At 65.4% G+C, this 21738-nt stretch carries 20 protein-coding genes and 2 pseudogenes; 7 read left to right on the top strand and 15 right to left on the bottom strand.

Annotated elements, in window-relative coordinates; translation table 11 throughout:
* The first annotated feature begins 120 nt into the window (after positions 1 to 120).
* Together ACPFMJ_RS13135 and ACPFMJ_RS13130 are read left to right on the top strand one after the other, a co-directional pair.
* Entirely contained in the window at positions 121 to 456 is a 336-nt protein-coding gene (locus tag ACPFMJ_RS13135; RefSeq protein WP_424363861.1) for an MFS transporter small subunit, read from the top strand.
* A gap of 131 nt (positions 457 to 587) precedes the next feature.
* Complete coding sequence (locus ACPFMJ_RS13130) at positions 588 to 1460, top strand: undecaprenyl-diphosphate phosphatase (protein WP_424360447.1); 873 nt, start codon at positions 588 to 590, stop codon at positions 1458 to 1460.
* Positions 1461 to 1534: 74 nt separating this feature from the next.
* Here the strand turns inward: ACPFMJ_RS13130 and ACPFMJ_RS13125 are convergent, their stop codons facing one another.
* The 6 genes and pseudogenes from ACPFMJ_RS13125 to ACPFMJ_RS13100 form a co-directional block, all read right to left on the bottom strand.
* The gene (locus ACPFMJ_RS13125; RefSeq protein WP_424360446.1) at positions 1535 to 2131 is read right to left on the bottom strand and encodes a DNA methyltransferase; all 597 of its coding nucleotides are present in this window, start codon (positions 2129 to 2131) and stop codon (positions 1535 to 1537) included.
* Positions 2083 to 2564 (bottom strand): annotated as a pseudogene (locus ACPFMJ_RS13120) (DNA-methyltransferase). Before ACPFMJ_RS13120 ends, ACPFMJ_RS13125 begins: the two are co-directional and overlap by 49 nt.
* Before the next feature lie 288 nt (positions 2565 to 2852).
* Positions 2853 to 3455, bottom strand: a complete 603-nt coding sequence (locus tag ACPFMJ_RS13115) for a ribonuclease HII (protein ID WP_424360445.1) — start codon at positions 3453 to 3455, stop codon at positions 2853 to 2855.
* A gap of 106 nt (positions 3456 to 3561) precedes the next feature.
* The gene (locus ACPFMJ_RS13110; protein ID WP_424363860.1) at positions 3562 to 4686 is read right to left on the bottom strand and encodes a PA0069 family radical SAM protein; all 1125 of its coding nucleotides are present in this window, start codon (positions 4684 to 4686) and stop codon (positions 3562 to 3564) included.
* Positions 4687 to 4876: 190 nt separating this feature from the next.
* Positions 4877 to 5641 carry an SDR family oxidoreductase gene (locus ACPFMJ_RS13105; protein WP_424360444.1) on the bottom strand — a complete coding sequence of 255 codons (765 nt, stop codon included), beginning with the start codon at positions 5639 to 5641 and terminating at the stop codon, positions 4877 to 4879.
* 60 nt (positions 5642 to 5701) lie between these two features.
* Positions 5702 to 6922, bottom strand: coding sequence for an NAD-dependent epimerase/dehydratase family protein (locus tag ACPFMJ_RS13100; protein ID WP_424360443.1), 1221 nt, complete (start codon positions 6920 to 6922; stop codon positions 5702 to 5704).
* Between the two features lie 726 nt (positions 6923 to 7648).
* Between ACPFMJ_RS13100 and ACPFMJ_RS13095 the strand changes: the two genes are divergently transcribed.
* A complete protein-coding gene (locus ACPFMJ_RS13095; RefSeq protein WP_424360442.1) occupies positions 7649 to 8044 on the top strand; it encodes an SF0329 family protein in 396 nt (131 codons plus the stop codon).
* Here the strand turns inward: ACPFMJ_RS13095 and ACPFMJ_RS13090 are convergent.
* A pseudogene (locus ACPFMJ_RS13090) lies at positions 7945 to 9377 on the bottom strand (homospermidine synthase). The gene ACPFMJ_RS13095 and the pseudogene ACPFMJ_RS13090 overlap by 100 nt on opposite strands.
* Before the next feature lie 198 nt (positions 9378 to 9575).
* Between ACPFMJ_RS13090 and ACPFMJ_RS13085 the strand changes: the two are divergent.
* The gene (locus ACPFMJ_RS13085; RefSeq protein ID WP_424360441.1) at positions 9576 to 10559 is read left to right on the top strand and encodes a CHAD domain-containing protein; all 984 of its coding nucleotides are present in this window, start codon (positions 9576 to 9578) and stop codon (positions 10557 to 10559) included.
* 173 nt (positions 10560 to 10732) lie between these two features.
* Here ACPFMJ_RS13085 and ACPFMJ_RS13080 read toward each other — a convergent pair whose 3' ends face one another.
* From ACPFMJ_RS13080 to ACPFMJ_RS13070, 3 genes are all read right to left on the bottom strand, one after another.
* Complete coding sequence (locus ACPFMJ_RS13080) at positions 10733 to 14173, bottom strand: acyl-[ACP]--phospholipid O-acyltransferase (protein ID WP_424360440.1); 3441 nt, start codon at positions 14171 to 14173, stop codon at positions 10733 to 10735.
* Between the two features lie 103 nt (positions 14174 to 14276).
* On the bottom strand, positions 14277 to 14552 hold the full coding sequence (locus ACPFMJ_RS13075; RefSeq protein ID WP_424360439.1) for a YiaA/YiaB family inner membrane protein: 276 nt from the start codon (positions 14550 to 14552) through the stop codon (positions 14277 to 14279).
* A gap of 41 nt (positions 14553 to 14593) precedes the next feature.
* Positions 14594 to 15289, bottom strand: coding sequence for a PspA/IM30 family protein (locus tag ACPFMJ_RS13070; RefSeq protein WP_424360438.1), 696 nt, complete (start codon positions 15287 to 15289; stop codon positions 14594 to 14596).
* 239 nt (positions 15290 to 15528) lie between these two features.
* Between ACPFMJ_RS13070 and ACPFMJ_RS13065 the strand changes: the two genes are divergently transcribed.
* The 3 genes from ACPFMJ_RS13065 to ACPFMJ_RS13055 all read left to right on the top strand — a co-directional run bounded on the left by ACPFMJ_RS13065 (position 15529) and on the right by ACPFMJ_RS13055 (position 17365).
* Positions 15529 to 16152, top strand: a complete 624-nt coding sequence (locus ACPFMJ_RS13065) for a TetR/AcrR family transcriptional regulator (protein WP_424360437.1) — start codon at positions 15529 to 15531, stop codon at positions 16150 to 16152.
* A gap of 48 nt (positions 16153 to 16200) precedes the next feature.
* Positions 16201 to 16941 carry a sulfite exporter TauE/SafE family protein gene (locus ACPFMJ_RS13060; RefSeq protein ID WP_424360436.1) on the top strand — a complete coding sequence of 247 codons (741 nt, stop codon included), beginning with the start codon at positions 16201 to 16203 and terminating at the stop codon, positions 16939 to 16941.
* Between the two features lie 94 nt (positions 16942 to 17035).
* Positions 17036 to 17365, top strand: coding sequence for a PilZ domain-containing protein (locus ACPFMJ_RS13055; protein WP_424360435.1), 330 nt, complete (start codon positions 17036 to 17038; stop codon positions 17363 to 17365).
* Between the two features lie 57 nt (positions 17366 to 17422).
* Here ACPFMJ_RS13055 and ACPFMJ_RS13050 read toward each other — a convergent pair whose 3' ends face one another.
* From ACPFMJ_RS13050 to ACPFMJ_RS13030, 5 genes are all read right to left on the bottom strand, one after another.
* Positions 17423 to 18007, bottom strand: a complete 585-nt coding sequence (locus tag ACPFMJ_RS13050; RefSeq protein WP_424360434.1) for a DsbE family thiol:disulfide interchange protein — start codon at positions 18005 to 18007, stop codon at positions 17423 to 17425.
* Positions 18004 to 18162 carry a heme exporter protein CcmD gene (gene ccmD / locus ACPFMJ_RS13045; RefSeq protein WP_424360433.1) on the bottom strand — a complete coding sequence of 53 codons (159 nt, stop codon included), beginning with the start codon at positions 18160 to 18162 and terminating at the stop codon, positions 18004 to 18006. The genes ACPFMJ_RS13050 and ccmD overlap by 4 nt, the downstream gene beginning before the upstream one ends.
* Positions 18159 to 18929, bottom strand: a complete 771-nt coding sequence (locus ACPFMJ_RS13040) for a heme ABC transporter permease (RefSeq protein ID WP_424360432.1) — start codon at positions 18927 to 18929, stop codon at positions 18159 to 18161. Before ACPFMJ_RS13040 ends, ccmD begins: the two co-directional genes overlap by 4 nt.
* Positions 18930 to 19005: 76 nt before the next feature.
* Positions 19006 to 20364 (bottom strand): S41 family peptidase, encoded by a 1359-nt coding sequence (locus tag ACPFMJ_RS13035; RefSeq protein ID WP_424360431.1) that lies wholly within the window; start codon positions 20362 to 20364, stop codon positions 19006 to 19008.
* A complete protein-coding gene (locus ACPFMJ_RS13030) occupies positions 20361 to 21719 on the bottom strand; it encodes a peptidoglycan DD-metalloendopeptidase family protein (RefSeq protein WP_424360430.1) in 1359 nt (452 codons plus the stop codon). The genes ACPFMJ_RS13035 and ACPFMJ_RS13030 overlap by 4 nt, the downstream gene beginning before the upstream one ends.
* Positions 21720 to 21738: the final 19 nt, after the last annotated feature.

Here is a 21738-nt window from a genome sequence, read left to right as displayed (position 1 = left end):
CATGGCCGGCTGCTCACCGCCTGGTCGACGGCGGGCGTGCTCGGCCCGGTGCTGGTCAACTACATCCGCGAATATCAGCTTTCCATCGGCGTGCCGCGCGAGGCCGCCTATAACCAGACCATGTATGTGCTGGCGGGCCTGCTGCTCGCGGGCCTCGCCTGCAATCTCCTCGTCGGCCCGGTGGCCGAGAAGTTTTACATGACGGACGAGGAGGTCGCCGCCGCCAAGAAGACCAGCGCCGCCGCCATCCGGCAGGAAGAGAAAGAGGCCCACGCCGATTTCGAGGACTTCGTTGAGGAGGGCCTGGAGCCGGAGGACCATCCCGCGCTGGTCGCCGCCGCGCGCGCGCAGGGGGGCCTGTCGCCGGTGCTGGTTCTTTCCTGGCTCGCGGTCGGAATTCCGCTCGCGTGGGGCGTTTCCATGACGGTGATCAAGGCGCTGGCGCTGTTCAAGTAAGCCGCGACCGCGCAGCCCGATCCGTGACCGGGCGCCTTCCGCGCCCTCGCCACATTTCCTATCCATTAACCAAATGCGCGCCATGGTGAATTTCCATGGCGCCGCGCGCGCATCCTCCGACAGGGAATGACATGGCCTCGGCTTGCACCAACGGTCTCGATACGGGTTTCGTCGATCTCGGCTATATGAAGGTGGCGGCGCTCGGCGTGGTCCAGGGCATTTCCGAGCTTCTGCCGATCTCCTCGACGGCCCATATGCGCATCGTGCCGGCGCTGCTCGGCTGGAAGGATCCGGGCTCGGCCTTCTCCGCCGCCATGCAGCTCGCCGCGCTCGCCGCCGTCATCAGCTATTTCTGGGGCGACATTCGCACGCTCGCGGTCGGCTCGGTCGCCGCCATTCGCCGGCGTGACTTCAACGACTGGACCTTCCGTTTCGTCTTCTGGATCGGCCTCGCGACCATTCCGATCGGGCTTGCGGGCATTCTGCTCTCGCATACGCTCAACACTTGCGGCTCGCCTTTGCGCTCGCTGCCTGTCATCGGCATTTCCTGCATCGTGATGGCGGCGCTGCTCGCCATCGCCGAGCTCTACTGCAATCACAAGCGCACGCTCGACCATGTGAGCCTGAAGGACGCGATGATCGTCGGCTTCGCGCAGGTCGGCGCGCTGATCCCCGGCGTGTCGCGCTCGGGCTCGACGCTCACCGCCGCGCTCTTTCTCGATCTCAAGCGCGAGGAAGCCGCGCGCTTCTCCTTCCTGCTCGGCCTGCCGGCCATCGCCCTCGCGGGCCTCAAGGAGCTGTGGGAGCTGCACAAGGCGCATCTCGATTTCCACGGATGGTCGGTTCTGTCCGTTGGTCTGCTGGTAGCGTCTATTTCCGCCTTTGCTGCGATCTGGGGCCTGCTGCGGATTCTGGAGCGCTTCTCGGCCTGGCCTTTCGTCGCCTACCGCGCCTTCATCGGCGTCGTGCTGCTGGTTGGTTTCTATGCGGGCTTCCTCGTGTAAAAGCGCGCTGTGTTAGAGAGACAAAGAAAAAGGCCCGGAAAAATTCCGGGCCTTTTTCTTTTTCGCGGCTGGGCTTACTCCGCTGCATCTCGCAATCTCTCGCGAATCTGCGTGCGCAAATTATCGATCGGCGCGAGGCGGCCCTTCTCTTCGTAATGCCAGAAGGTCCAGCCATTGCAGGCGGGAAGTCCCTGCGCCAGCGCGCCGGTCTTGTGGATCGAGCCGATAAATCCCGAGAGCGACAGCGTTCCATCCGCGCGAACGGTGGCGGTGTGGCGCTTCTTCGAATCGGTGAGCGCGGCGCCCGGCGCCAGCAGCCCGGCTTCGACGAGGCTGGCGAAAGCGATGCGCGGTTCGGCGCGTTTCGAGGGCGCGATCGCCACGGCTTCTTCCGACAGGGGTTCAATCGCGGCGATGCGCGCTTGCGCCGCTTCCGCGTAAGCGCGTTCGCGCTCGAGGCCGAGATAGTCGCGGCGCAGGCGCTTCGCGACGGCGCCGGTCGTGCCCGAGCCGAAGAAGGGATCGAGCACGAGATCGCCGGCGTTCGATGCGGAGAGAAGCACGCGCGCAAGAAGCGTTTCGGGCTTTTGCGTCGGATGCGCCTTTCGCCCTTGCGAATCCTTCAGCCTTTCGGCGCCGGTGCAGATCGGCAGCAGCCAGTCGGAGCGCATCTGGCAATCTTCATTGCCGCCTTCAGCGCTTCGTAGTTGAAGGTGTAGCTTTTCGCCGACGAATCGCGCGCCGCCCAGATCATGGTCTCATGGGCGTTGGTGAAGCGCCGGCCGCGAAAATTCGGCATCGGATTGTTCTTGCGCCAGACGATGTCGTTGAGGATCCAAAGCCGAGATCCTGCATGATCGCGCCGACGCGAAAGATGTTGTGATAGGAGCCGATGACGAAGATCGTCGCGGTCGGCTTCATCGCGCGACGCGCGGCGGAAAGCCAGTCGCGCGTGAAGGCGTCATAGCTCGCGAAATCGCTGAATTTGTCCCAGTCGTCGTCGACCGCGTCGACGAGGCTCTGATCGGGGCGCGTGAGCTTGTTGGCGAGCTGAAGATTGTATGGCGGATCGGCGAAGACGAGGTCGACGCTTTCCGCCGCCATCTTGTCCATCAGCGCGACGCAGTCGCCGAGAAGGATCTCGTTTCGCGCCGGCAGCGCGCGGAGCGGCCCTGCATTCGAAGACCCGGTACGCGTGACCTTAATCCGGGATTGGGGGCGGGCCGCCCCGACGCGTGCGCTACTCATGAACTCAACACCGCATACGCTACCAACACGTGCGATATTGCCGGAATGAGGTAAAAGCCGCGTATAGGCGCGGAGTTGGCGACCGTCTCTTTTTCGAACGGAAGTCTTAATGAAACAAAAAACTTAGCCGTAGGCCGCGCGTCGTCAATTTTCGCGAAGCGGCGAAAAACTCAAGCGATGTGCGGGAGTTGGCCCGTTGACGCGCAACGCGTCGAGATGACGCTTCGCGGCGTAGCCGACATTGGTCTCGAATCCGTAGTGCGGATAAATTGCGCCAAGTCGTCGCATCATCGCGTCGCGCGCGACTTTTGCGACGATGGAGGCGGCGGAAATCGACAAGGCCAATGCGTCGCCCTTGACGATGGCGCGACACGGACAGGAAAGGCGCGGCGGGTCTGAGCCGTCGACGAGAACAAAAGCCGGCGCGCGCGAAAGAGTCGACACGGCCCGCGCCATGGCGGCGAGCGACGCTTGTCTGATGTTCATCGCGTCGATTTCCGCGGGCGTGACAAAGGCGACGCTCACCGCGAGCGCGCGCGACATGATGTCGTCGAAGGCGGCTTCGCGCTCCTTTTGCGTGAGGGCTTTCGAATCGTTCACTCCGCGCGGCAGGCGCTTTGGATCGAGAATCACGGCTGCGGCGGCGACCGGCCCGGCGAGCGGCCCGCGCCCGACTTCGTCGACCCCGGCGACTGGCCAAACGCCCTGGCGATGCAGGCGGCTTTCGAGACGAAAATCGGGACCCATTTTGAACCTTGATCCATTCAGCGGCCGGGGCCGCGCCAATCCATACGCTGAAACTTAACGAAAGCGCGCCGGCGAGGTCGAGGAAAATCCACGGCCTCGGCCTACGCTAGAATAGACTGAGCTGCTGAGGCCCGCGCCGCGGCGGCTCGAAAAGATCCGTGCGCAGCTTCATCGAGGATTGCGAGAAGCCGAGCTTCTTCGCGGCGATCTCGAAGCGCCGGCCGATCATCCAGGCATAGGGCCCGTCGCCCGTCATGCGCTTGCCGAAAGCGGGATCGTATATCTTGCCGCCGCGCGTCGAACGCACCAGCGACAGAGCGCGCCGCGCCTTGTCCGGGAAATTGGCGACGAGCCACTCGCTGAAAATATCGCGCAGCTCCAGCGGCAACCGCAGCATGATGTAGCCGGCTTCGCGCGCGCCCGCCGAATGAGCGCGCGTCAGGATCGCTTCGATTTCGTCGTCATTGATCGCCGGAATGATCGGCGCGGTCATCACGGCGACGGGAACGCCGGCGGCGGCGAGCTTCTCCATGGCGTCGAGGCGTCGCTGCGGCGTGGCCGCGCGCGGCTCCATGAGTCGCGCAAGGCGCGGATCGAGCGTCGTGATCGAAAAGGCGACCTTGGCGAGTCCGTCGCGCGCCATGGGCGCGAGCAGATCGAGATCGCGCAGCACCAGCGCCGACTTAGTGACGATGGCGACGGGATGTTTCGCCCGCGCCAGCGCTTCGAGCACCGAGCGCATCACACGATGGCGCTTCTCCAAAGGCTGGTAGGGATCCGTGTTCGTCCCGATGGCGATGACCTTCGGCGTATATTTCGGCGCTGACAATTCGCGTTCGAGGAGCTGCGCGGCTCCTTCCTTGACGAAGATCTCCGTCTCGAAATCGAGTCCCGGCGATAGGCCCATATAAGCGTGCGTCGGCCGGGCGAAACAATAGACGCAGCCATGTTCGCAGCCGCGATAGGGGTTGATGGAGCGATCGAAGCCGATATCCGGCGAGTCGTTCCTTGTGACGATCGTGCGCGGTTTCTCGACATGAACATTCGTCTTCAACGCGTCGAGCGCCTCGAGCGAGCCCCAGCCGTCGTCGATCTCCTCGCGGTTTTCCTTTTCGTATCGTCCGCTCCGCTTCGAAAGGGCGCCGCGACCGCGCCGGCGCTCAGAGTCGACGAGCGGCCCCGGCGGAACCGGAGGATGCGCGTCCGTCGAGATTTCCGCGAGGCGACCCATGACGAACTCCAGCCTGTTCTCGATGGGAGGCCGGCGCGGGGCCGGCCTCCCATAGTCGCGCGGATCAAGGGGATTCATGCGCCGCTCCGGCTCGACCTGCCGAAGCGGAACATGGCGCGAACAAGAGAACAGATAAAGAACAATTTAACCCTGCGCAAGGGGCGCCGGCGCGGCTTCGGCGTGCTCTCGATCAGAGCCCCGGCGTGGTCTGCGCGAAAAGGGCTGCGAAATCGGTGGTCGGCCCGGCGGAGCTTTCTTCCGGTTTCGAGATGAGATCGAACGCCTTGTTGCGCGCCTGCGGCGCAAGCAGCGCCTGGACGACGACTTCCGCGACATCCGCGCGCGGAATGACGGGCGGCGCGCCTTCGATCGGGTGCTTGAGAAAATTGTCGTCCTTGCCCGTAAGCAATTCGCGCGCGCCGCCGGGCTGGTCGATCAGTCCGCCGGGCCGCACGATCGTGTAGTCGATCCCCGAATCGATCAGGCAGGCTTCCGCTTTCCGCTTCCAGACGAGAACCTCGCCATCGCCCAGCCGGTTGAGCGGATGGTCGGCGATCATCCCGCCCATGGAGCCGACAAGCACGATATGGCCGATCCCGGCCTCCCGCGCCGCGTCGATCTGCGCCTTCTGGCCGAGATAGTCCACGATCTCTGGCGTTCCGCCGGGCGCATAGTCGAATTGCGGTTTCTCATCCGGACGCGCGGGCGCCTTTCTGCGCAAGGACGAACTCGTCAGGATCACGAGCGCGTCGATCCCGGCGAGAGCGGGGCGCAGGGTGTCGGGCGCCGTCACGTCGCCGAAGAAGAAACCGTCGACGTCGCCGAAGAGCGCCGCCGCCTTGGCCGGGACGCGCGCAAAGCCGAAGGCCTGGAACTCCGCCGGGCGTCGCCGCAGTTTCTCGAGAACCTGGGCACCTGTGCGTCCTGTCGCGCCGGTGACGAGCACGCGTTTCATGGCGGCATCCTTTCGCGTTGCTCCGAAACGCTAGGCGGCTCCGGGGGAGGCGGCAAGGGCCTAGAGAAGGAAGCGCTCTTCCTCTTCGTCGGCGAAGACGGAAGCGCGTTCGCGCGCGCGCGGCTCCTGCGGCGCCTCGGGGAAGAGCGCCTCGAATTTCTCCATATAGAGGCGCGTCGCGGGCGAGGTCGCGACGAAGCGGCTCTGGCATTTGCGCACGGAATCCAGCGTCACCGGCGGGAAGACGAGGCCCTCGGCGATGAGGCGGTCGCGGTTCGTCGTTTCGAAGCGCCATTCCCAGCCCGATATCTCGCTATTGACGGCGGTGGCGCCGAGGAACGCCTTGTGACGCGCATCAAGGCTCTCGACAGGCGCCGCATCGACCGAGTCGTGGCAGACGAGTTCATGCGGGCGCACGACGAGATCGCAATAAAGCCGCCATAGCGATCTTACGTTCGGGAGCCCCTCGTCGGGCGACACGATATTGACGAAAGAGTCGTCCGTCAGCCCTTCGCGCGCGGCGAGCAGCGTCGCGATGAACGCGTCCTGATGCACGAGCGGCAAAGGGCGCTCGCTCGCCACGACATGAATCGTCTCGCGGTAGCGGCTCATCATGAACTTCGCGAAGGACGCCCAATATTGATACAGGCCGTAGGCCGGCCCGAAATAATGCGCGTCCCGGCTGTCGCCGATGACGATGCTGGGCCGCAGGATCAGAAAGGGCAGGCCGCTTTCTGCGACGAGATATTCGGCGCGCCTTTTGAAGCGCGTATATTCGGTTGGGTCGGCCTCCGGTTCGGGCAGCAGCGCTTCATGCGCGATCTCGTTGGAGAAGCCGCAGGCGAAAGCCGTCGAGATATGGATGAAGCGCTCCAGGCCGACTTCCCTCGCCGCCGCGATGAGATCGTTCACGAGATCGACATTCGACTCCTTCAGGGCGTTCACGTCGAAATAATGCACCGCGCCGGCGCAATTGATCAGTTGGTCGATTCTGTTCTCGCGAAAGAGGGCGTGAAATCCTCTTCTATCGCCGGGTGCAGGCAGCGGCGCGATGCGCAGGCGTTCCAGCGCTTTGCCCCCCGCGTCGCCGGCGGCCGACATTTCCATGCGCAGGCGTGCGACGATGCCGTCTCTCTCATGTCCTGGCCGCGCCGCAAGTACGACGATGTCGCGGGTCGTTTCGAGAAGGGTCGCGCAGATCAGGCTTCCCAAATAGCCCGTCCCGCCAATCACCAGCACGCGCGCCACGAGAGCCTCCATATTATTGCGTGAAGAAGACATTGAAATTCGCGTATCACGCGCAAAGCGCCTCGCCGGGAATCACCGACTCAGTGCGGCACAGCCGTCTCAATTCGGAGCGGAGAACGAGGCCGCGATCACGCCGCTGGCGGCGGGCGCGGCCTCCATCGCCCTGCGCCCGCTTGCGCGCCGACATCCGCGCCCACGCTGGTTCGCTTTCGAAATCGCAAGGCATGGCGCGAAGATAGATGAAACGCGCTCATATTCCCGGAGCCTGTCGTCCCCGGCGGCGTCTTTGCGTAGCAAATCGAACCCCATGACGAAAAAATCTTGTCGCCCAAAAGGAGCAAGATCGAAACCATCGGCGTGAAAATTCCAATCAAGGCTGACTTATGAATCCGAAAAACGGCGTGCGAAACAAGAGGAATTCACCGGCATGAACTGATTTGAGCGGCTGCGCATGTCGCGGTGCGCATGCGCGAATAACGCCTTCGCGACGCTATGCGGGTGCGTGAGGCAAATTGTTATGACGCTTTTTGTTTTCCTTTCGTCGCCTTGATGCCTCGGCGCTTCTCCCGTTCGTGATCGCCCTCGCCGTATTTTGCGGCTGGGGCCGCTCGACCGTTATGCGCGGGGCGACTTAGGAGGGTTGAGCGATGCGCTGGAGCCAACTTGAGAAGCCGAGGAGACATTCGCCGAGCGCGTGAAGGGGCGCGTCGAGGTTTTCGCAACGCGCAACCACAAGGCGCATGACGGCGCGGGGGAGGCGTGGGTGACGATCGAAGGGGCGCGGGTCGCCTGCATGGGCGAGATCGCCTGTTGGAAGCATCGCACGATGAAGACGAGGTCTATTCGGACGAGGCCTTCAAGGAGGCGCCGTTCGGTTATTTGAACCTGTCGATCGAGGAAATCCTCGAAAGCGAGAACCCGATCATCCGCGCCTTCCGCATGCTGGACCGGCGCATGGGCAAGAGGCGGCTCGCGGCCTTCGACGCAAAAAAAGAGACGGCGCTGCTGCGCCGCCTCCATGCTTTCCGTTGCGAAGTGGAGGGTCGTCGCGCCCCTTACTTCACCAGGATGTTCTTGAACTGCCAGGGATCGCTCTCGTCGATGTCCTCGGGGAACATGCCCGGGCGGCCATCGAGCGGCGTCCAGTCGGTGTAATAACCTTTCACCGGGCCGAGATAAGGGAGTTGCACCTCGAGGCAGCGCTTGTAGTCCACTTCGTCCGCCTCGACGATGCCCGCTTCCGGATTCTCCAGCGCCCACACCATGCCCGCGAGCGCGGCGGAAGAGACCTGCAGGCCCGTCGCGTTCTGATAGGGCGCGAGGTCGCGCGTCTCTTCGATCGAGAGTTGCGAGCCGTACCAATAGGCGTTCTTGGCGTGGCCGAAGAGCAGCACGCCGAGTTCGTCGATGCCGTCGACGATCTCGTTTTCGTCGAGGATCTTCCATTCCGGCTGCATCTTGCCGGCGGCGCCGAACATTTCGTGCAGCGACAGAACGGCGTCATTGGCCGGGTGATAGGCGTAATGGCAGGTCGGGCGATAGACGGCCTTGCCGCTCGTGTCGCGCACCGTCAGGTAATCCGCGATCGAGATCGCCTCGTTATGCGTGACGAGGAAGCCATATTGCGCGCCGGGCGTCGGGCACCAGCTGCGCACGCGGGTGTTGGCGCCGGGCGAGAGCAGATAGATCGCCGCGCCGCAGCCCGTCGAATGGGTGCGGCCGATATCCGGCAGCGCCTTCTCATGCGTGCCCCAGCCAAGCTCAGCCGGCTGCATGCCTTCGGAAACGAAGCCCTCGACCGACCAGGTGTTCCAGAAGACGTTGAAGGGCTTGGGGTCGCGCGCGCGCTGCGTGTCGCGCTCGGCGATGTGGATGCCCTTCACGCCGAGCTTTTGCGCCAGCGCCCCCATTCGGCGCGGGTCGTCGGCTCCTTGTCGAGGGCGCCCGTGTCCCTGGCGATGTCGATCAGCGCCTGCTTGACGAACCAGGAGACCATGCCCGGATTGGCGCCGACGCAGGAGACGGCGGTCGTTCCGCCCGGATTCTTGCGGCGCTCCTCGAGGATCGTCTCGCGCAGCGCGTAATTGGTGCGGGCCTCGTTGCCCTTCGACTTGTCGAAATAGAAGCCCGGCCAGGGCTCGACGACCGTGTCGACGTAAAGGCACTTCAGCTCGCGGGCGAGCTGCATGACGGCGAGGGACGAGACGTCGACCGAGAGGTTGACGATGAAGCCCTGTCCGCCGCCCTTGGTCAGCAGCGGGGTGAGAAGCTCCCGGTAGTTCTCCGGCGTCAGCTTGTCCTTCACGAAGGCGACGCCGCGCTCGTCCAGCAGGCGGCGATGCGTATCGTCCGGGTCGATGACCGTGAAGCGCGCCTTGTCGAACTCGAAATGGCGTTCGATGAGGGGCAAGATGCCGCGTCCGATGGAGCCGAAGCCGATCAGGACGATCGGGCCGGTGATTTTTCCATAGACGGGCCATACGGACATAGGCGGGAACTCCTGCGGGATTGGGGAATTGCTGCGCCGCGATAAAGCAGGGGCGGGCGTTTTAATCAAGTGCGGGGAAATGGCGCTGCGGCCGGGGAGCCGCGGCGGCCGGCAGGGTCCGCCTTGCCCTGCGCCCGTCCCGCCCTTGATTGTGACAATATGTTGAGGACAGTTGAGCGCCTCAGCGAGAGTGTGGCCATGGCGCGGGAGATTCAGTCGTCACGCCCCGAAGGGGACCCCCGCCCGCCCTTGCGCGTCGTCGAGGTGGGGCCGCCAGCCGCCACGGCGAAAAAAGCCAAACCCGTCAGCCTCTTGTCGACGGACTCGGCGGAGGACGCGGCGGTCTGCGTCTTCTCGACGGCGCTCGATCATTTCGAGGCCAACCTGCCGGTTTTCCGCGCGATCGAGTCGCCCGAGAGCGTCCATCAGATGCGCGTCGGGCTTCGGCGGCTGCGGGCCGCGATCGGGCTGTTCAGGAACGCGCTGTCCGGCCCCGCCCTCGAGGCGGCGCGGGCGCGCGCCAGGGAGATCGCGGGCATACTGGGCCACGCGCGCAACTGGGACGTTTTCCAGGAGATGCTCGAAGCCGGTCCCGCCAGGGCGCTCGGGGACGCGCCGAGCTACTGCTCGCTTCTCGACGCGCTGGAGTTCAAGCGCGCCGGGGCCTATCGCACAGCCCGCGAGACGATCGAGGAGGCCGGGACGGCAGCCTTCCTCGGCGCGTTTCGAAAGGCGATCGCCGAGCGCGACTGGACGGCCGCGCCGGACGCGACGGAGGAGGGCTCGGCGAGCGAATTCGCGGCCGCCGCCCTGACGAAACTGCGCAAGCGCGTGCTCAAGAAGTCGAAGGGCCTTGCGAGGCGCACCCCCGAGGAGCGCCACGAGCTGCGCATCGCGTTGAAAAAGGCGCGCTACGGCGCGGAGTTTTTCGAAAGCCTCTTTCCGCAGGCCGACGCCGAAGCCTTTTCCGCCGCGCTCGCCAAGATGCAGGACGGGCTCGGCGCCTTCAACGACATGGAGACGGCGAACGCCCTGCTCGACGAGATCGACGCCAGGAGCGAGGCGGCGCTGAAGGCGTCGGGCTTCGTGCGCGGCTGGTTCGCCCATGCGGCGCAGGCGGGCGTCGCCCATGCGAAGAAGAGCGAGAAGCGGTTGAGGAAGCTGGAGCCGTTTTGGGAGTGATGGGCTGGCAGGGTTGGCGCCCAATGCCTCCCCTTTACGGGGAGATCGGCGGTCGGAGACCGCTGGGTGGGGTTCTTTCCGCAGCAGCTTGATTGGGGTTTACCCCACCCGACCCCGCCTGTCGGCGGGGCCACCCTCCCCGTAAAGGGGAGGGATTGGCTCACGCCCAGCATTCATACCCTCACGCCGAAACCGCCGAACTCCCGTCTATTCTGCCCAGCACCCCGTTCGGCAGGCGCGGGCCGCCGGCCATGTAGCGGCTTGCCGGAGCCGAGCAGCGGAATGTGTTCGACATAGAGAACCTCGGCCGGGATCGAGAGGTCGGAGGCGCCTTTCGATTTGGCGTAGGCCATGAAGTCGGCGCGGCTCGCGTCCTTCTGCTGCGTGACGAGGACGATGCGCTCGCCCTTGCGCGGATCGATCTCGGTCGCGCAGGCGGAGAGCGCCTTGGGCCACAGCTCCGCGGCGAGCTGCTCCACCGCCGCGAGCGAGACCATCTCGCCGCCGATCTTGGCGAAGCGCTTGGCGCGGCCCTTGATCGTGATGTAGCCCTGCTCGTCTATGGTGACGATGTCGCCCGTGTCGTACCAGCCGTCCTCCGGCTCCTGAAGCACGCCCGGATTGTCGGCCTTCAGATAGCCCATCATGATATTGGGCCCGCGCACCAGCAGGCGGCCGCCTTCCTCGACGCCCGGCACTTTTTCGAGCTTGTAGTCGACGCCCGGCATCATCCGGCCGACCGTGCCGAATTTGTTGAACATGGGCGTGTTGAGCGACAGCACCGGCGCCGTTTCTGTGACGCCGTAGCCCTCCAGAATGCGCATGCCGAATTTCTCGCACCACACGTCGCGCGTCGACTCCTTCACCGGCTCCGCGCCGGCGACGACGTAGCGGATCGAGCGGAAATCGTAGGCGTGGGCGCTGCGCGCATAGCCGGCGAGGAAGGTGTCGGTGCCGAAGAAGATCGTGGCGTTGGTGCCGTAGATCAGCTCCGGCACGATGCGGTAATGCAGCGGCGAGGGGTAGAAATAGACCGGCACGCCGGAGATAAGCGGCAGCATGAAGCCGATCGTGAGCCCGAAGCAATGGAAGACGGGCAGCACGTTGAAGACCTTGTCCTGGCGGCCGAAGTCGATGCGCGCCGCCGCCTGCGCGGCGTTGGAGAGAAGATTGCGGTGCGAGAGCGCGACGCCCTTCGGCACGCCTTCCGAGCCCGAGGTGAAGAGCACCGTCGCCATGTCGTCGGCGCTGCGCGCGACGACCGGCTTCTTGTAGCGCAGCATGGCGCGCAGCTTGTCGAAGAGCGTGACGCCCGCGCGCATGTCTTCGAGATAGACGAGCGACACTTTCTCCTGCAGCGCCTCGGCGAGCTTTTCGAGCTTGGCTTTCTCGATGAAGGCGCGCGAGGTGAGGATCGTCTTCACCGTGGCGCCCTCGCAGCCCGCGAGAATGTTCGTCGCGCCGGCGGTGAAGTTGATCATGGCCGGCACACGCCCCGCCGACGACACGGCGAGGAAGGTCACGCCCGCGGCGTTGGCGTTGGGCAGCATTATGCCGATGCGGTCGCCGGGCTGGCCGATCTTCGCGATCTTCTCGCCGAGCACGCGCGCGCCGATGAGGATCTTGCGATAGGTGAGCTTGCCGGTCAGCGGGTCTTCCAGCGCGACGCGCGAGAAGCCGTGCTTGTCGGCGGCGCGCACGGCGGCTTCGAAGACGGTTTCGTCCGTCCTGGTCGTGCGGAAGATGAGGTCCGACATGATCTGATAGAGCGCGGCGCCGGCCGCCATGCGGCGCGCCTTGCCTTTCAGCGCCTCGTCGACTGTGAGACTTACAGGCTCCTGCACGGTGAGCGTGAATTTGGGGAACCAGCGGCGGCGCGCCTGCTCGCGGGTCAGACGCGAGAACATCGTCATTTCCGGGCCGTCGATCTTCACCGGCACGACGAGCGCGCCGGATTTCTCGGCGATGAGGCCGGCGCCGTCATAGACCTTCATGAGGCTGCCGGTGACGGTGAGGCGCCCTTCGGGGAAGATCACCAGCGGATCGCCCGCCTTCACGGCGTTGACCAGCGTGCGCGTGCCGAGCGGCTTCGACGGATCGAGCGGAATGGCGCGGGTGAAGCGCAGGAAGGGCTTCACCCACCAGCGCTGTGAAATCGTGTGGTCGATGGCGAAGACCGGGTCCTTCGGCAGCACGGAGAGGATCGCCGCCGCGTCGAGGAAGCTCACATGGTTGAGCGCGATGATCGGGTTCGGCCCCGCCTTTTCGAAATTCTCCAGCCCCTTCACGTCGAGTCGGTAGAAGGCCCGAAAAATAATCGACAATAAGTCGAGCATCGGGTTCTTCACCACGGCGTAGCGGATCCAGATCGAGGAGAGGAAGGCGACGACGCCCATGCCGATGAAGAGCTGCGCCAGCGTCACGCCTTTCGCCTGAAGGAAGGCGACGCCCGCCCCGCCCAGCGCCATGAAGGCGGCGTTGTGGACATTGACCGCCGCGACGGTGCGGGCGCGTTCGCTCGCCGGGCTCTGCGCCTGGATGGCGGCGAAGGAAGGGACGATCATCAGGCCGCCGGCGAGCGCGAGCAGCCCGAGGTCGATGGAGGCGCGCAGCGCGCCGGGCTGGTCGAAATAATGCCAGAGATCGAGTTCGCCGGCGTGAGGCGCGCTTGTGCGCAGCAGTTCGGCGACGCCGAGGTCGATCGAGGAGCCCGCGATGATCAGGGCGCCGATGGCGGCGGGCAGCAGCACGATGCGGCCCTTGAGCAGGACGGCGGCGAGTCCCGAGCCGACGCCGATGGCGATGGCGAAGATGGCGAGATGCAGCGTGACGACGCTCTCCGCGCCATGCAGCGAATGGGTGACGAGCGGCGGCATCAGCGACATGGCGATGGAGCCGTAAAGCCAGAAGAGGCTCGTCACCGTCGTGAGCCTGCGCAGCTCGGGCGCCGCGCGCAGGGCCTTCAGCAGCTTGAAGGTCGAGCGGAAGACATTCCAGTCGATCTTCAGATTCGACGCCGCGCTGTTCGTCGAGGGGATGAACCAGGCGGCGGCGTAGCTTGCGAGCGAGACCGCCATGATGGCGGCGGCGAAGGCGTGCATGCCGAAGGACGATCCGCACTCCTGCATCGCGAGGCCGCCCGCGATCGTGCCGGTGAGAATGGCGATGAAGGTCGCGCTCTCGACGAGGGCGTTGCCGGCGGGCAGCTCTTCTTTCGTGAGGTGGTCCGGCAGGATGCCGTATTTCACCGGGCCGAACAGCGCGCCGGTGATCCCGAAGCAAAGCAGCGCGGCGAAGAGGATGTTGACGTCGCCGAGATAGAAGCCCGTCGCGGAAAGGCCGGCGACGCCGATTTCGGCGAGGCTCAGGCGGCGCGCGATCACGGCCTTGTCGAACTTGTCCGCCATCTCGCCGGCGATCCCCGACAGGATGAAGAAGGGCGCGATGAAGATCGCCCCGGCGAGCGTGACGAGAGACGCGCCCTTCTCGCCGCCGATCTGGGCGAGGATCAGAAGAACGAGCGCGTTCTTGAGGAAATTATCGTTGAAGGCCGCGAAGAACTGGCGCCAGAAGAGGGGCGCGAAGCGGCGCGTGGCCAGAAGCGACTGCGACATGGCGGATGATCCGGAAAGGCGAGGCCGACGAGAATTGACCAAAGCTGATTAAGGATCGGTCAAGACCGCCGGCCAGTCGTTTACGAAATAGCGCGAAGAGAATTTACGCAACCTTGGACACGTCCATGAGGAGGCGTTCGGTCTTGGCGTCCTCGATGCGGTTCAGGAGCTTCTCCGCCTCGACATTGTCGCGGATCGTCTTCGTCAGGATGATGCAGGACTGCACGAGCATCACCGTGCCCATGAAGAGGAAGCCCTTCATCCAATGGTCGATGGGCATGACGAAGATCCCGCCGCCGATCATCGCGACCGAGAGGCCGAAGGAAACGTAGGAGAAGGTCACGAAAGCGGCGGAGTGTTTGATGGGTTGAGCGGACATTTGCGTTTTCCTTTTCGATTGAGAGATTTATGCGGGCGGAATCAGAGCGGGCCGCCGGCCTTTTCCTTCAGGCGCGCCAGGACATCGGAGGCGCGGGGCTTCACGGCCGGGCCGAAGCCGGCATTGGCGAGGGTCTCGTTGAGGCTTTCAGCGCGGGGCTCGGCGTCGAGCGCGTCGAGAGCCGTCTCGGCCGCGCAGACCTCGGTCTGCTGCTCGCGCAGGCGGGCGAGGGTCGCCTCGGCTTCCGAGAGCGTCGACTGGCAGCAGGGCGCCTCCTCCAGCCGTCCGCGCCGCGCGACGCGGACCGCCTCGGCGGCCCGGGCGATGCGGCGGCCCCTTTCGAGCTCCGCGAATCGCGCCGCCTGGTTGCGCACATGCCGTTCGAGCTTTGCGATTTCCGCCGAAAAAATGGTGCGCGCCCTCTCCGCCGCCTGGGCGTCGCCCTCGAGCGCGGCGATGTTTTCCGCCGCCTTCTGGGCAAGATCCTCGCGGCCGGCCTGCAGCGCAGCGACCGCCCGCGTTTCGAGCTCCGCGATCTGGGCGCGGGTCGATTCCAGCTTGCGCGCTTCCGTCTGGTCCTGAGCCGTGGCGATGGCGAGGGCCTTCTTGGCGCGATCGACCGAGAGGGCCGCATCGCGCATCTGCTGATCGAGGAGGGACAGCGCGTGACGGTCGGCGAGGCGCTCCTCGGCCTCGAATGCGCGCCCTCGAAGTAGGGTGACGACGGTCTTGAACATGAGCTTCTCCTTGCGTGAACGACGTTCACAAGTCTCCTTTACGCCAGCATTGAACAAAGTTCAAGACAATATTTGAACGCGGTTCGGCTTTATGGTTTACCCCTTCCACGACAGCGGGAACCGCAACGCTGCTCGGCGGTTTGAGCGATGAAAGAAGATTTCCTTGCCCTGGCGGGGGCGAGCGGACGTCAAAGTCTCGCCGCGACGCCGCGTCATGAGGGGGCGGAAAGGGTAATGCGGTGACGGAAACGAGAACCGAGGCCGGCGCGCAGCGGCGGCTGAAATTGCGGGAGCGGCTGCTCGACGTCGCGCGCCAGTCGATCGCCGCGCGCGGACTGGCGGGACTGAAGGCGCGCGACCTCGCTTCGGAGGCGGGCTGTGCGCTCGGGGCCATCTACACGGCCTTCGACGATCTCGACGAGCTGGTCCTTCGGGTCAATCTCTCGACTCTGGAGCGGCTGGGGCAGGCGCTGGACGAGGCGCTACGCGAGGCGGGTCCGGCGGATGCGCTACAGGCGCTCGCCCGCGCCTATCTCGATTTCGCCCGCCGGGAGGAGCCGAGCTGGCGCGCCCTGTTCGAGCATCGACTCTCCGGCGGCGCGCCGGTGCCGGACTGGTTTGCCGACGCGCGCAACCAGCTCTTCGGCCGGCTCGAGGCGCCGCTCGCGGAACTCCTGCCCCATCAGGACGCGGCGGCCCGCGCGCATCTCGCGCGCACGCTGTTCTCCGCCGTACATGGCGTCGTCGTGCTCGGCCTTGAAGAAAAGCTGGAGGCAACGCCGCCCAAGCTGCTCGACGAGCAACTCGAAACGCTGGTGAGGCTCATCGCCGCCGGGCTCGCGCGGGAAACCACGGTTCACTGAAGCGACCGAAGTCCTTGCCATGGGCGCCGCGACCTGAGATAGGCGCGCATGGCTTATCTTCTGTTGTTCGCGGTCGCGATCTGGGCCGGCGCGCAAAACGCGCTCGCCGGCGGCGGCTCCTTCCTCATCCTGCCGACGCTGATGTTCACGGGCATGGACGCCTTCGGCGCCAACATCACCTCCTGCGTCGCCCTGTTTCCGGCGCAGGTGGCGACCGGCTGGACCGGGCGCAGCCATGCGAGGGGCGTCGGCGCGGTCAGCCTGCGCTGGCTTTTCGTCATCAGCATCATTGGCGGGGCGATCGGGGCGGCGATCCTGCTCGGAACCCCGCGCGGCTTCTTTGCGCGCCTCGTGCCCTGGCTGGTCCTCTTCGCCACGGGCCTCTTCGCCTGGGGCAGTTTCCTGCGCAAGCCCGGCGAGGCGCAGGGCCATCTTTCGCCCGCCGGCGCGGGCGTCGTGCAGTTTCTCATCGCCACCTATGGCGGCTATTTCGGCGGCGGGGCGGGCTTCCTCATGGTTGCGGCGCTCACCATGGCGGGGCAGGCGGTGCGCGTCGCGAGCGCCACCAAGAACGTGCTGGCGGGCGTGATGAACGCCTCGGCGGTCGCCATCTTTCTGTTTTCTCCCGACCTTCACTGGCCGCAGGCCCTCGTGACGGCGGCGGGGGCGACCATTGGCGGGGTCGCGGGCGCGCGGCTCATCCACGTCATCGACGAGAAGGTCCTGCGCATCTTCATCATCGTCATCGGCTCGGCGCTGACCGTCGGACTTTTCCTCAAAGCCCCCTGAAAAATCTTCGAAACCTAGCGATCGTCGGTGAGGATTCGTCAATTCTTCTAACGATATAGTCGTCCCGCTTGAAACCAGCCCCCCGCGAGACAGCATGTACGCCCCCTTCACCGAGAGATCCCGGCAAAAAATCGCGGCCGCCGACGACCGGCGCATCGCCACGCGTCACAAGTCGTTTGCGGATGTCTGGGCCGATCCGGGCGGAATGGAGCCGGCGATCCCCTGCCGTGTGATCGATATTTCGACCACCGGGGCCAAGATCGACTGTCCCTACGGGCCGCTGCCCGATCGGTTCATCCTCACCGTCGGCAATGCGCGTCATGTCGCGCAGGTCGTGTGGCGGCGGCAGACGATGATCGGGGTCGAGTTCCAGAAGGGCGTCAAGCCGCCGCGGGACGGCACCAAGCTCGCAGAGAAGCGCTGAGGCGACCCAAGGCGGCCAATTAAAAAACGCGCCCGGCATGACGCTCGGGCGCGTTTTTTATTTCCCCATGGCCTTTTCGATCTCGGGCAGGAGCGTGGTGGCGACCGCCGAAGGTGTCAACGGCCCGATAAACTTATAGGCGATCGTTCCGTCGCCCTTCACGATGAAGGTTTCGGGTACGCCATAGACGCCGAAATCGATGGCCGTGCGGCCCGCCGGGTCGACGCCGACGCGCTGGAAGGGATTGCCTTCCTCCTGCAGGAAGCCGAGCGCATTGGCGGCTTCGTCCTTATAGGAGAGGCCGTAAAGCTCGACGCCGGCGGCCTTGAGCTTTTCATCCCGCGTCAGCTCCATCAGGATCGGGTGCTCCTGCCGGCAGGGCGCGCACCAGCTCGCGAAAATATTGACGACGCTGACATGGCCCTTGTGCAGATCAGCCGTGGCGAGGCCGGGCGTGTCCTTCAGCCCGGCGAGCGCCGGCAGGTCGAATTGCGGCGCCGGCTTGCCAATGAGCGCGGAAGGAATGCGCGACGCGTCTCCCGAGAAAAGACGCGCGAGAAAGAGCGCGGCGAGCAGCCCGAAAAGGACGAGCGGCAGGAAGCGCAGCGGGGAGCGCGGGGTCTCGATTGCGGGCTCGCTCACGCTGCGCCTCCATCTTCCCGCTGGCCCTTGGCTCCGAAGCGGGCGAGCTCCGCCTTCAGGCGCCGATAGTCGAGAATGATGCGCGCGGCCATGCCGCCGATCGTGAGAAAGGCGATCGCATAGGCGAGCGCCACGAAAGTCCCGTGTTCGTTCATTGCGCGGCCTCCAGAGAAGGAGCGTCGCCCTCGTCGCGCGCGGCCTCCTGCAGGGCCTGCATCGACAGGCGCGCGAGGCGGCGGCGCAGGATCTCGTTGCGGATCGCCATGAAATGCAGGGTCAGGAAGAGGAGCGTCGCGGCCAGCGCCATGACCAGCAGCGGCCACAGCATGGAGCCGGAAATCGTCGGCCCGCCGATGCGGAAGACCGAGGCCGGCTGATGCAGCGTGTTCCACCAGTCGACCGAATATTTGATGATCGGAATGTCGATCGCGCCGACGAGCGTCATGATGGAGGCGATGCGCGCGCCGCGCGGCGTGTCGTCCATGGTCTGCCGCACGGCGATGAGGCCGAGATAGAGCAGGAGCAGGACGAGCATGGAGGTGAGCCGCGCGTCCCAGACCCAATAGGTCCCCCACATGGGCTTGCCCCAGAGCGAGCCGGTGACGAGGCAGACAAAGGTGAAGGCGGCGCCGAGCGAGGCGGCGGTTTTCTGCGCGGCGTCGGCGAGGGGATGTTTCCAGACCAGCACGCCGAGCGAGGCCGAGGTCATCACCACATAGGCGAAGATGGCGAGCCAGGCGGACGGCACGTGGATATACATGATCCGCACCGTCTCGCCCTGCTGATAGTCCGCGGGGGCGGTGAAGGCGCCGTAGAGGCCGACCGCGAGAAGGATCAGCGTCAGCCCGGATAGCCAGGGCAGGACGATCCGCGTGAAATTCAGGAAGCGCGTCGGATTGGCGTAGTCGAGGATGTTCGGCATTTGGATCCGCAGCCAGAAATGAGAAAGCGGACGCCGCATTCCCGCGGCGCCCGCTCTTTAGCCCTGTCCGCCCCGCTTAATTGGCCTTGGTCGGGGCCTTTGTCGAGTCCTTGGCGACTTCCTTGGTCTGCTCGGCCATGATCTGCGCCTTGGACTTGCCGTGGAGCAGTTCGACGGCGGCGATCAGCTGCTTGTCCTTCTTCTCGTCCGGCGGGACATAGGCCTGCGAGCCGCTCTTCTCGTCCTCGCCGTTCTTGAGATGGCCCTTGAGCGAGGCTTCGCCCTTGGTGTCGTCCTTGCCCTTCAGCTCGTCCGGCACGTCCTGCAGGATAATCATGTCGGGGTCGATGCCCTTGGCCTGGATCGAGCGGCCCGACGGCGTGTAATAGCGCGCCGTGGTGAGGCGCAGCGCGCCGGCGGAGCCGCCGAGCGGGATGATGGTCTGCACCGAGCCCTTGCCGAAGGAGCGCGTGCCGATCAGCGTCGCGCGCTTGTGGTCCTGCAGCGCGCCGGCGACGATTTCGGACGCCGAGGCCGAGCCGCCATTGATCAGCACCACGACCGGCTTGCCCTTGGAGAGATCGCCCGGACGGGCGTTGTAACGCTGCGTCTCGTCGGCGTTGCGGCCGCGCGTCGAGACGATCTCGCCCTTGTCGATGAAGGCGTTGACCACCTGGATCGACTGGTCGAGCAGGCCGCCCGGATTGTTGCGCAGGTCGATGATGTAGCCCTTGAACTTGTCGGCCGGAATTTCCTGCTGGAACTTCGCCATCGCGTTGCGCAGGCCGTCCGCGGTCTCCTCGTTGAACTGGGAGATGCGAACATAACCGATGTCGTCGTCCTGCTTGCGCGAACGCACCGACTTGATGTGGATCTCGGCGCGGGTCAGCTTGACCTCGACCTTGTCCTTGTCCTTGCCCCGATAGATCGTCAGCTTGACCGGCGTGTTGATCTGGCCGCGCATCTTGTCCACGGCCTGATTGAGCGTCATGCCCTGCACGCTCTCGTCGTCGATGGCGCCGATGAGGTCGCCGGACATGACGCCCGCGCGCGAGGCCGGCGTGTCGTCGATCGGGGTGACGACCTTCACGAGGCCGTCTTCCTGCGTGACTTCGATGCCGAGGCCGCCGAATTTGCCCTCGGTCTGGGTCCGCATGTCCTTGAAGCCCTTGGCGTCGAGGTAGCTCGAATGCGGATCGAGCGAGGTGAGCATGCCGTTGATGGCGTTCTCGACGAGTTTTTGTTCGTCGGGCTTTTCGACGTAGTCGGCGCGGACCTTGTCGAATACGTCGCCGAAGAGGCTGAGGAATTTGTATGTGTCGGCGGTGGCGGCGACCGCCGGCGTGCCGATCAGCGCGCGGGCCTGCTGGCCGAGCGTCGCGCATCCGGCTCCGATGGCGATACCGGTAGCTAGTAGAGCAGTTTTGCGAATCATCCGCCGACCTTCCGACTGTCTGACTTCGCCCACCATGGGCTCGAGTCGATCGAAGTTCCGTCCTTGCGGAACTCGACGTACAAAATGGGTTGTTTCGCGCCGATCGCGATGGTCGCCGCCGTCTGCGCGGCTCCGTCTCCCATGCTGGCCACCGGCTCTCCCGCCAGGACAAATTGCCCGACGTTCACATTCACGCGACTCATGCCGGCCAGGACCACATAATAGCCGCCGCCGGCGTTAATGATCAAGAGTTGACCATAAGTCCGGTAAGGTCCTGAAAAGGCGACCCATCCGTCGCAGGGCGCGATGACGATCCCATTTTCGCGCGCGCCGAGGAAAAAGGCCTTCTCCTTGCCGCCAAAACCGTCCGGCGCGCCGAAACGTTTGAGGACCGGTCCCGAAACCGGAAAGTTCAACTTCCCCTTTAGATCGGCGAAGGAGACCGCCGGCGCAAGACGCGCGGCGTCTTTAAACGGGGCGGCGAGCGCCTTGCGCCGCTGTTCCTCGGAAAGCTTCGCCTGCGCGGCGGCGCGCTCTTCGTCGGCCTTGCGCGCGCTTTCCGCCGCCTTGCGGGCCGCCTCGCTCTCGGCCTCCATGCGGGTGATGAGCTCCTTGAGGCTCGTCGCCTGCCGGGCGAGCTTGGCGGCGCGCTCGCTCTCCGTCTGGAGCGCCGTCTGCGCTGCGGCGAGCGCCTCCTGCCGCATGGCGATGAGGCTTGCGAGCTTTTCGCGTTGCTCGGCCAGGGCGGTCTTTTCCTGGGCGAGGCGGTCGCGCTCATGGCGGGCGCTTTCGCGCAAATGCACGAGTTCCGCGAGATCGGTCTGCAGGGCCTGCGCTTCGGCGCGCATCTGGGGGAGCACGTCGCCCAGCGCAAGCGAGGCGCGCACCGCGTCGAGAATATCCTGCGGGCGCGCGAGAAGGGCGGGCGGCGGGCGGCGGCCCATGCGCTGAAGCACCATCAGCACTTCCGCGATGACGGCGCGGCGGCTTTCGAGCGAGTCGACGATTTTCTTCTCGTCGGCGGCGAGCTTGGCCAGCCGGTCCTCGATCTGCGCGGCGTGGCCTTCGGTCTCCTGCAGCCTGCCCGTCGCATCGAGCAGCGTCTTGTTGAGATTTTCGCGCACGGCGGCGTGGGCCGCGACTTCTTCTTCGAGCTTCTTCGCACGCTCCTTCGCCGCGCCGATCGTATCCTCGACGCCGCGCAGCTCGAGCCGCCTCGTCGTCAGATCGGAAGGCTCCGGCGCGTTGACGGGCTTGTCCTCGGCGCGCGCCGCGAAGGCGGTCGCGACAACGAGCCCGGCGGCGGCGAGCCGGCGCCCGTCGCTTCCCCGTAATCGCTCGCTCGACAACCGCATGCGCCTTTACAGCCTCGCC

It is taken from the genome of Methylocystis parvus, from assembly GCF_049675845.1.
GTDB classification, from domain to species: domain Bacteria; phylum Pseudomonadota; class Alphaproteobacteria; order Rhizobiales; family Beijerinckiaceae; genus Methylocystis; species Methylocystis parvus_A.
Note: the sequence above shows the minus strand (reverse complement) of the source record. Positions and strands in the feature narration are given on the sequence as shown.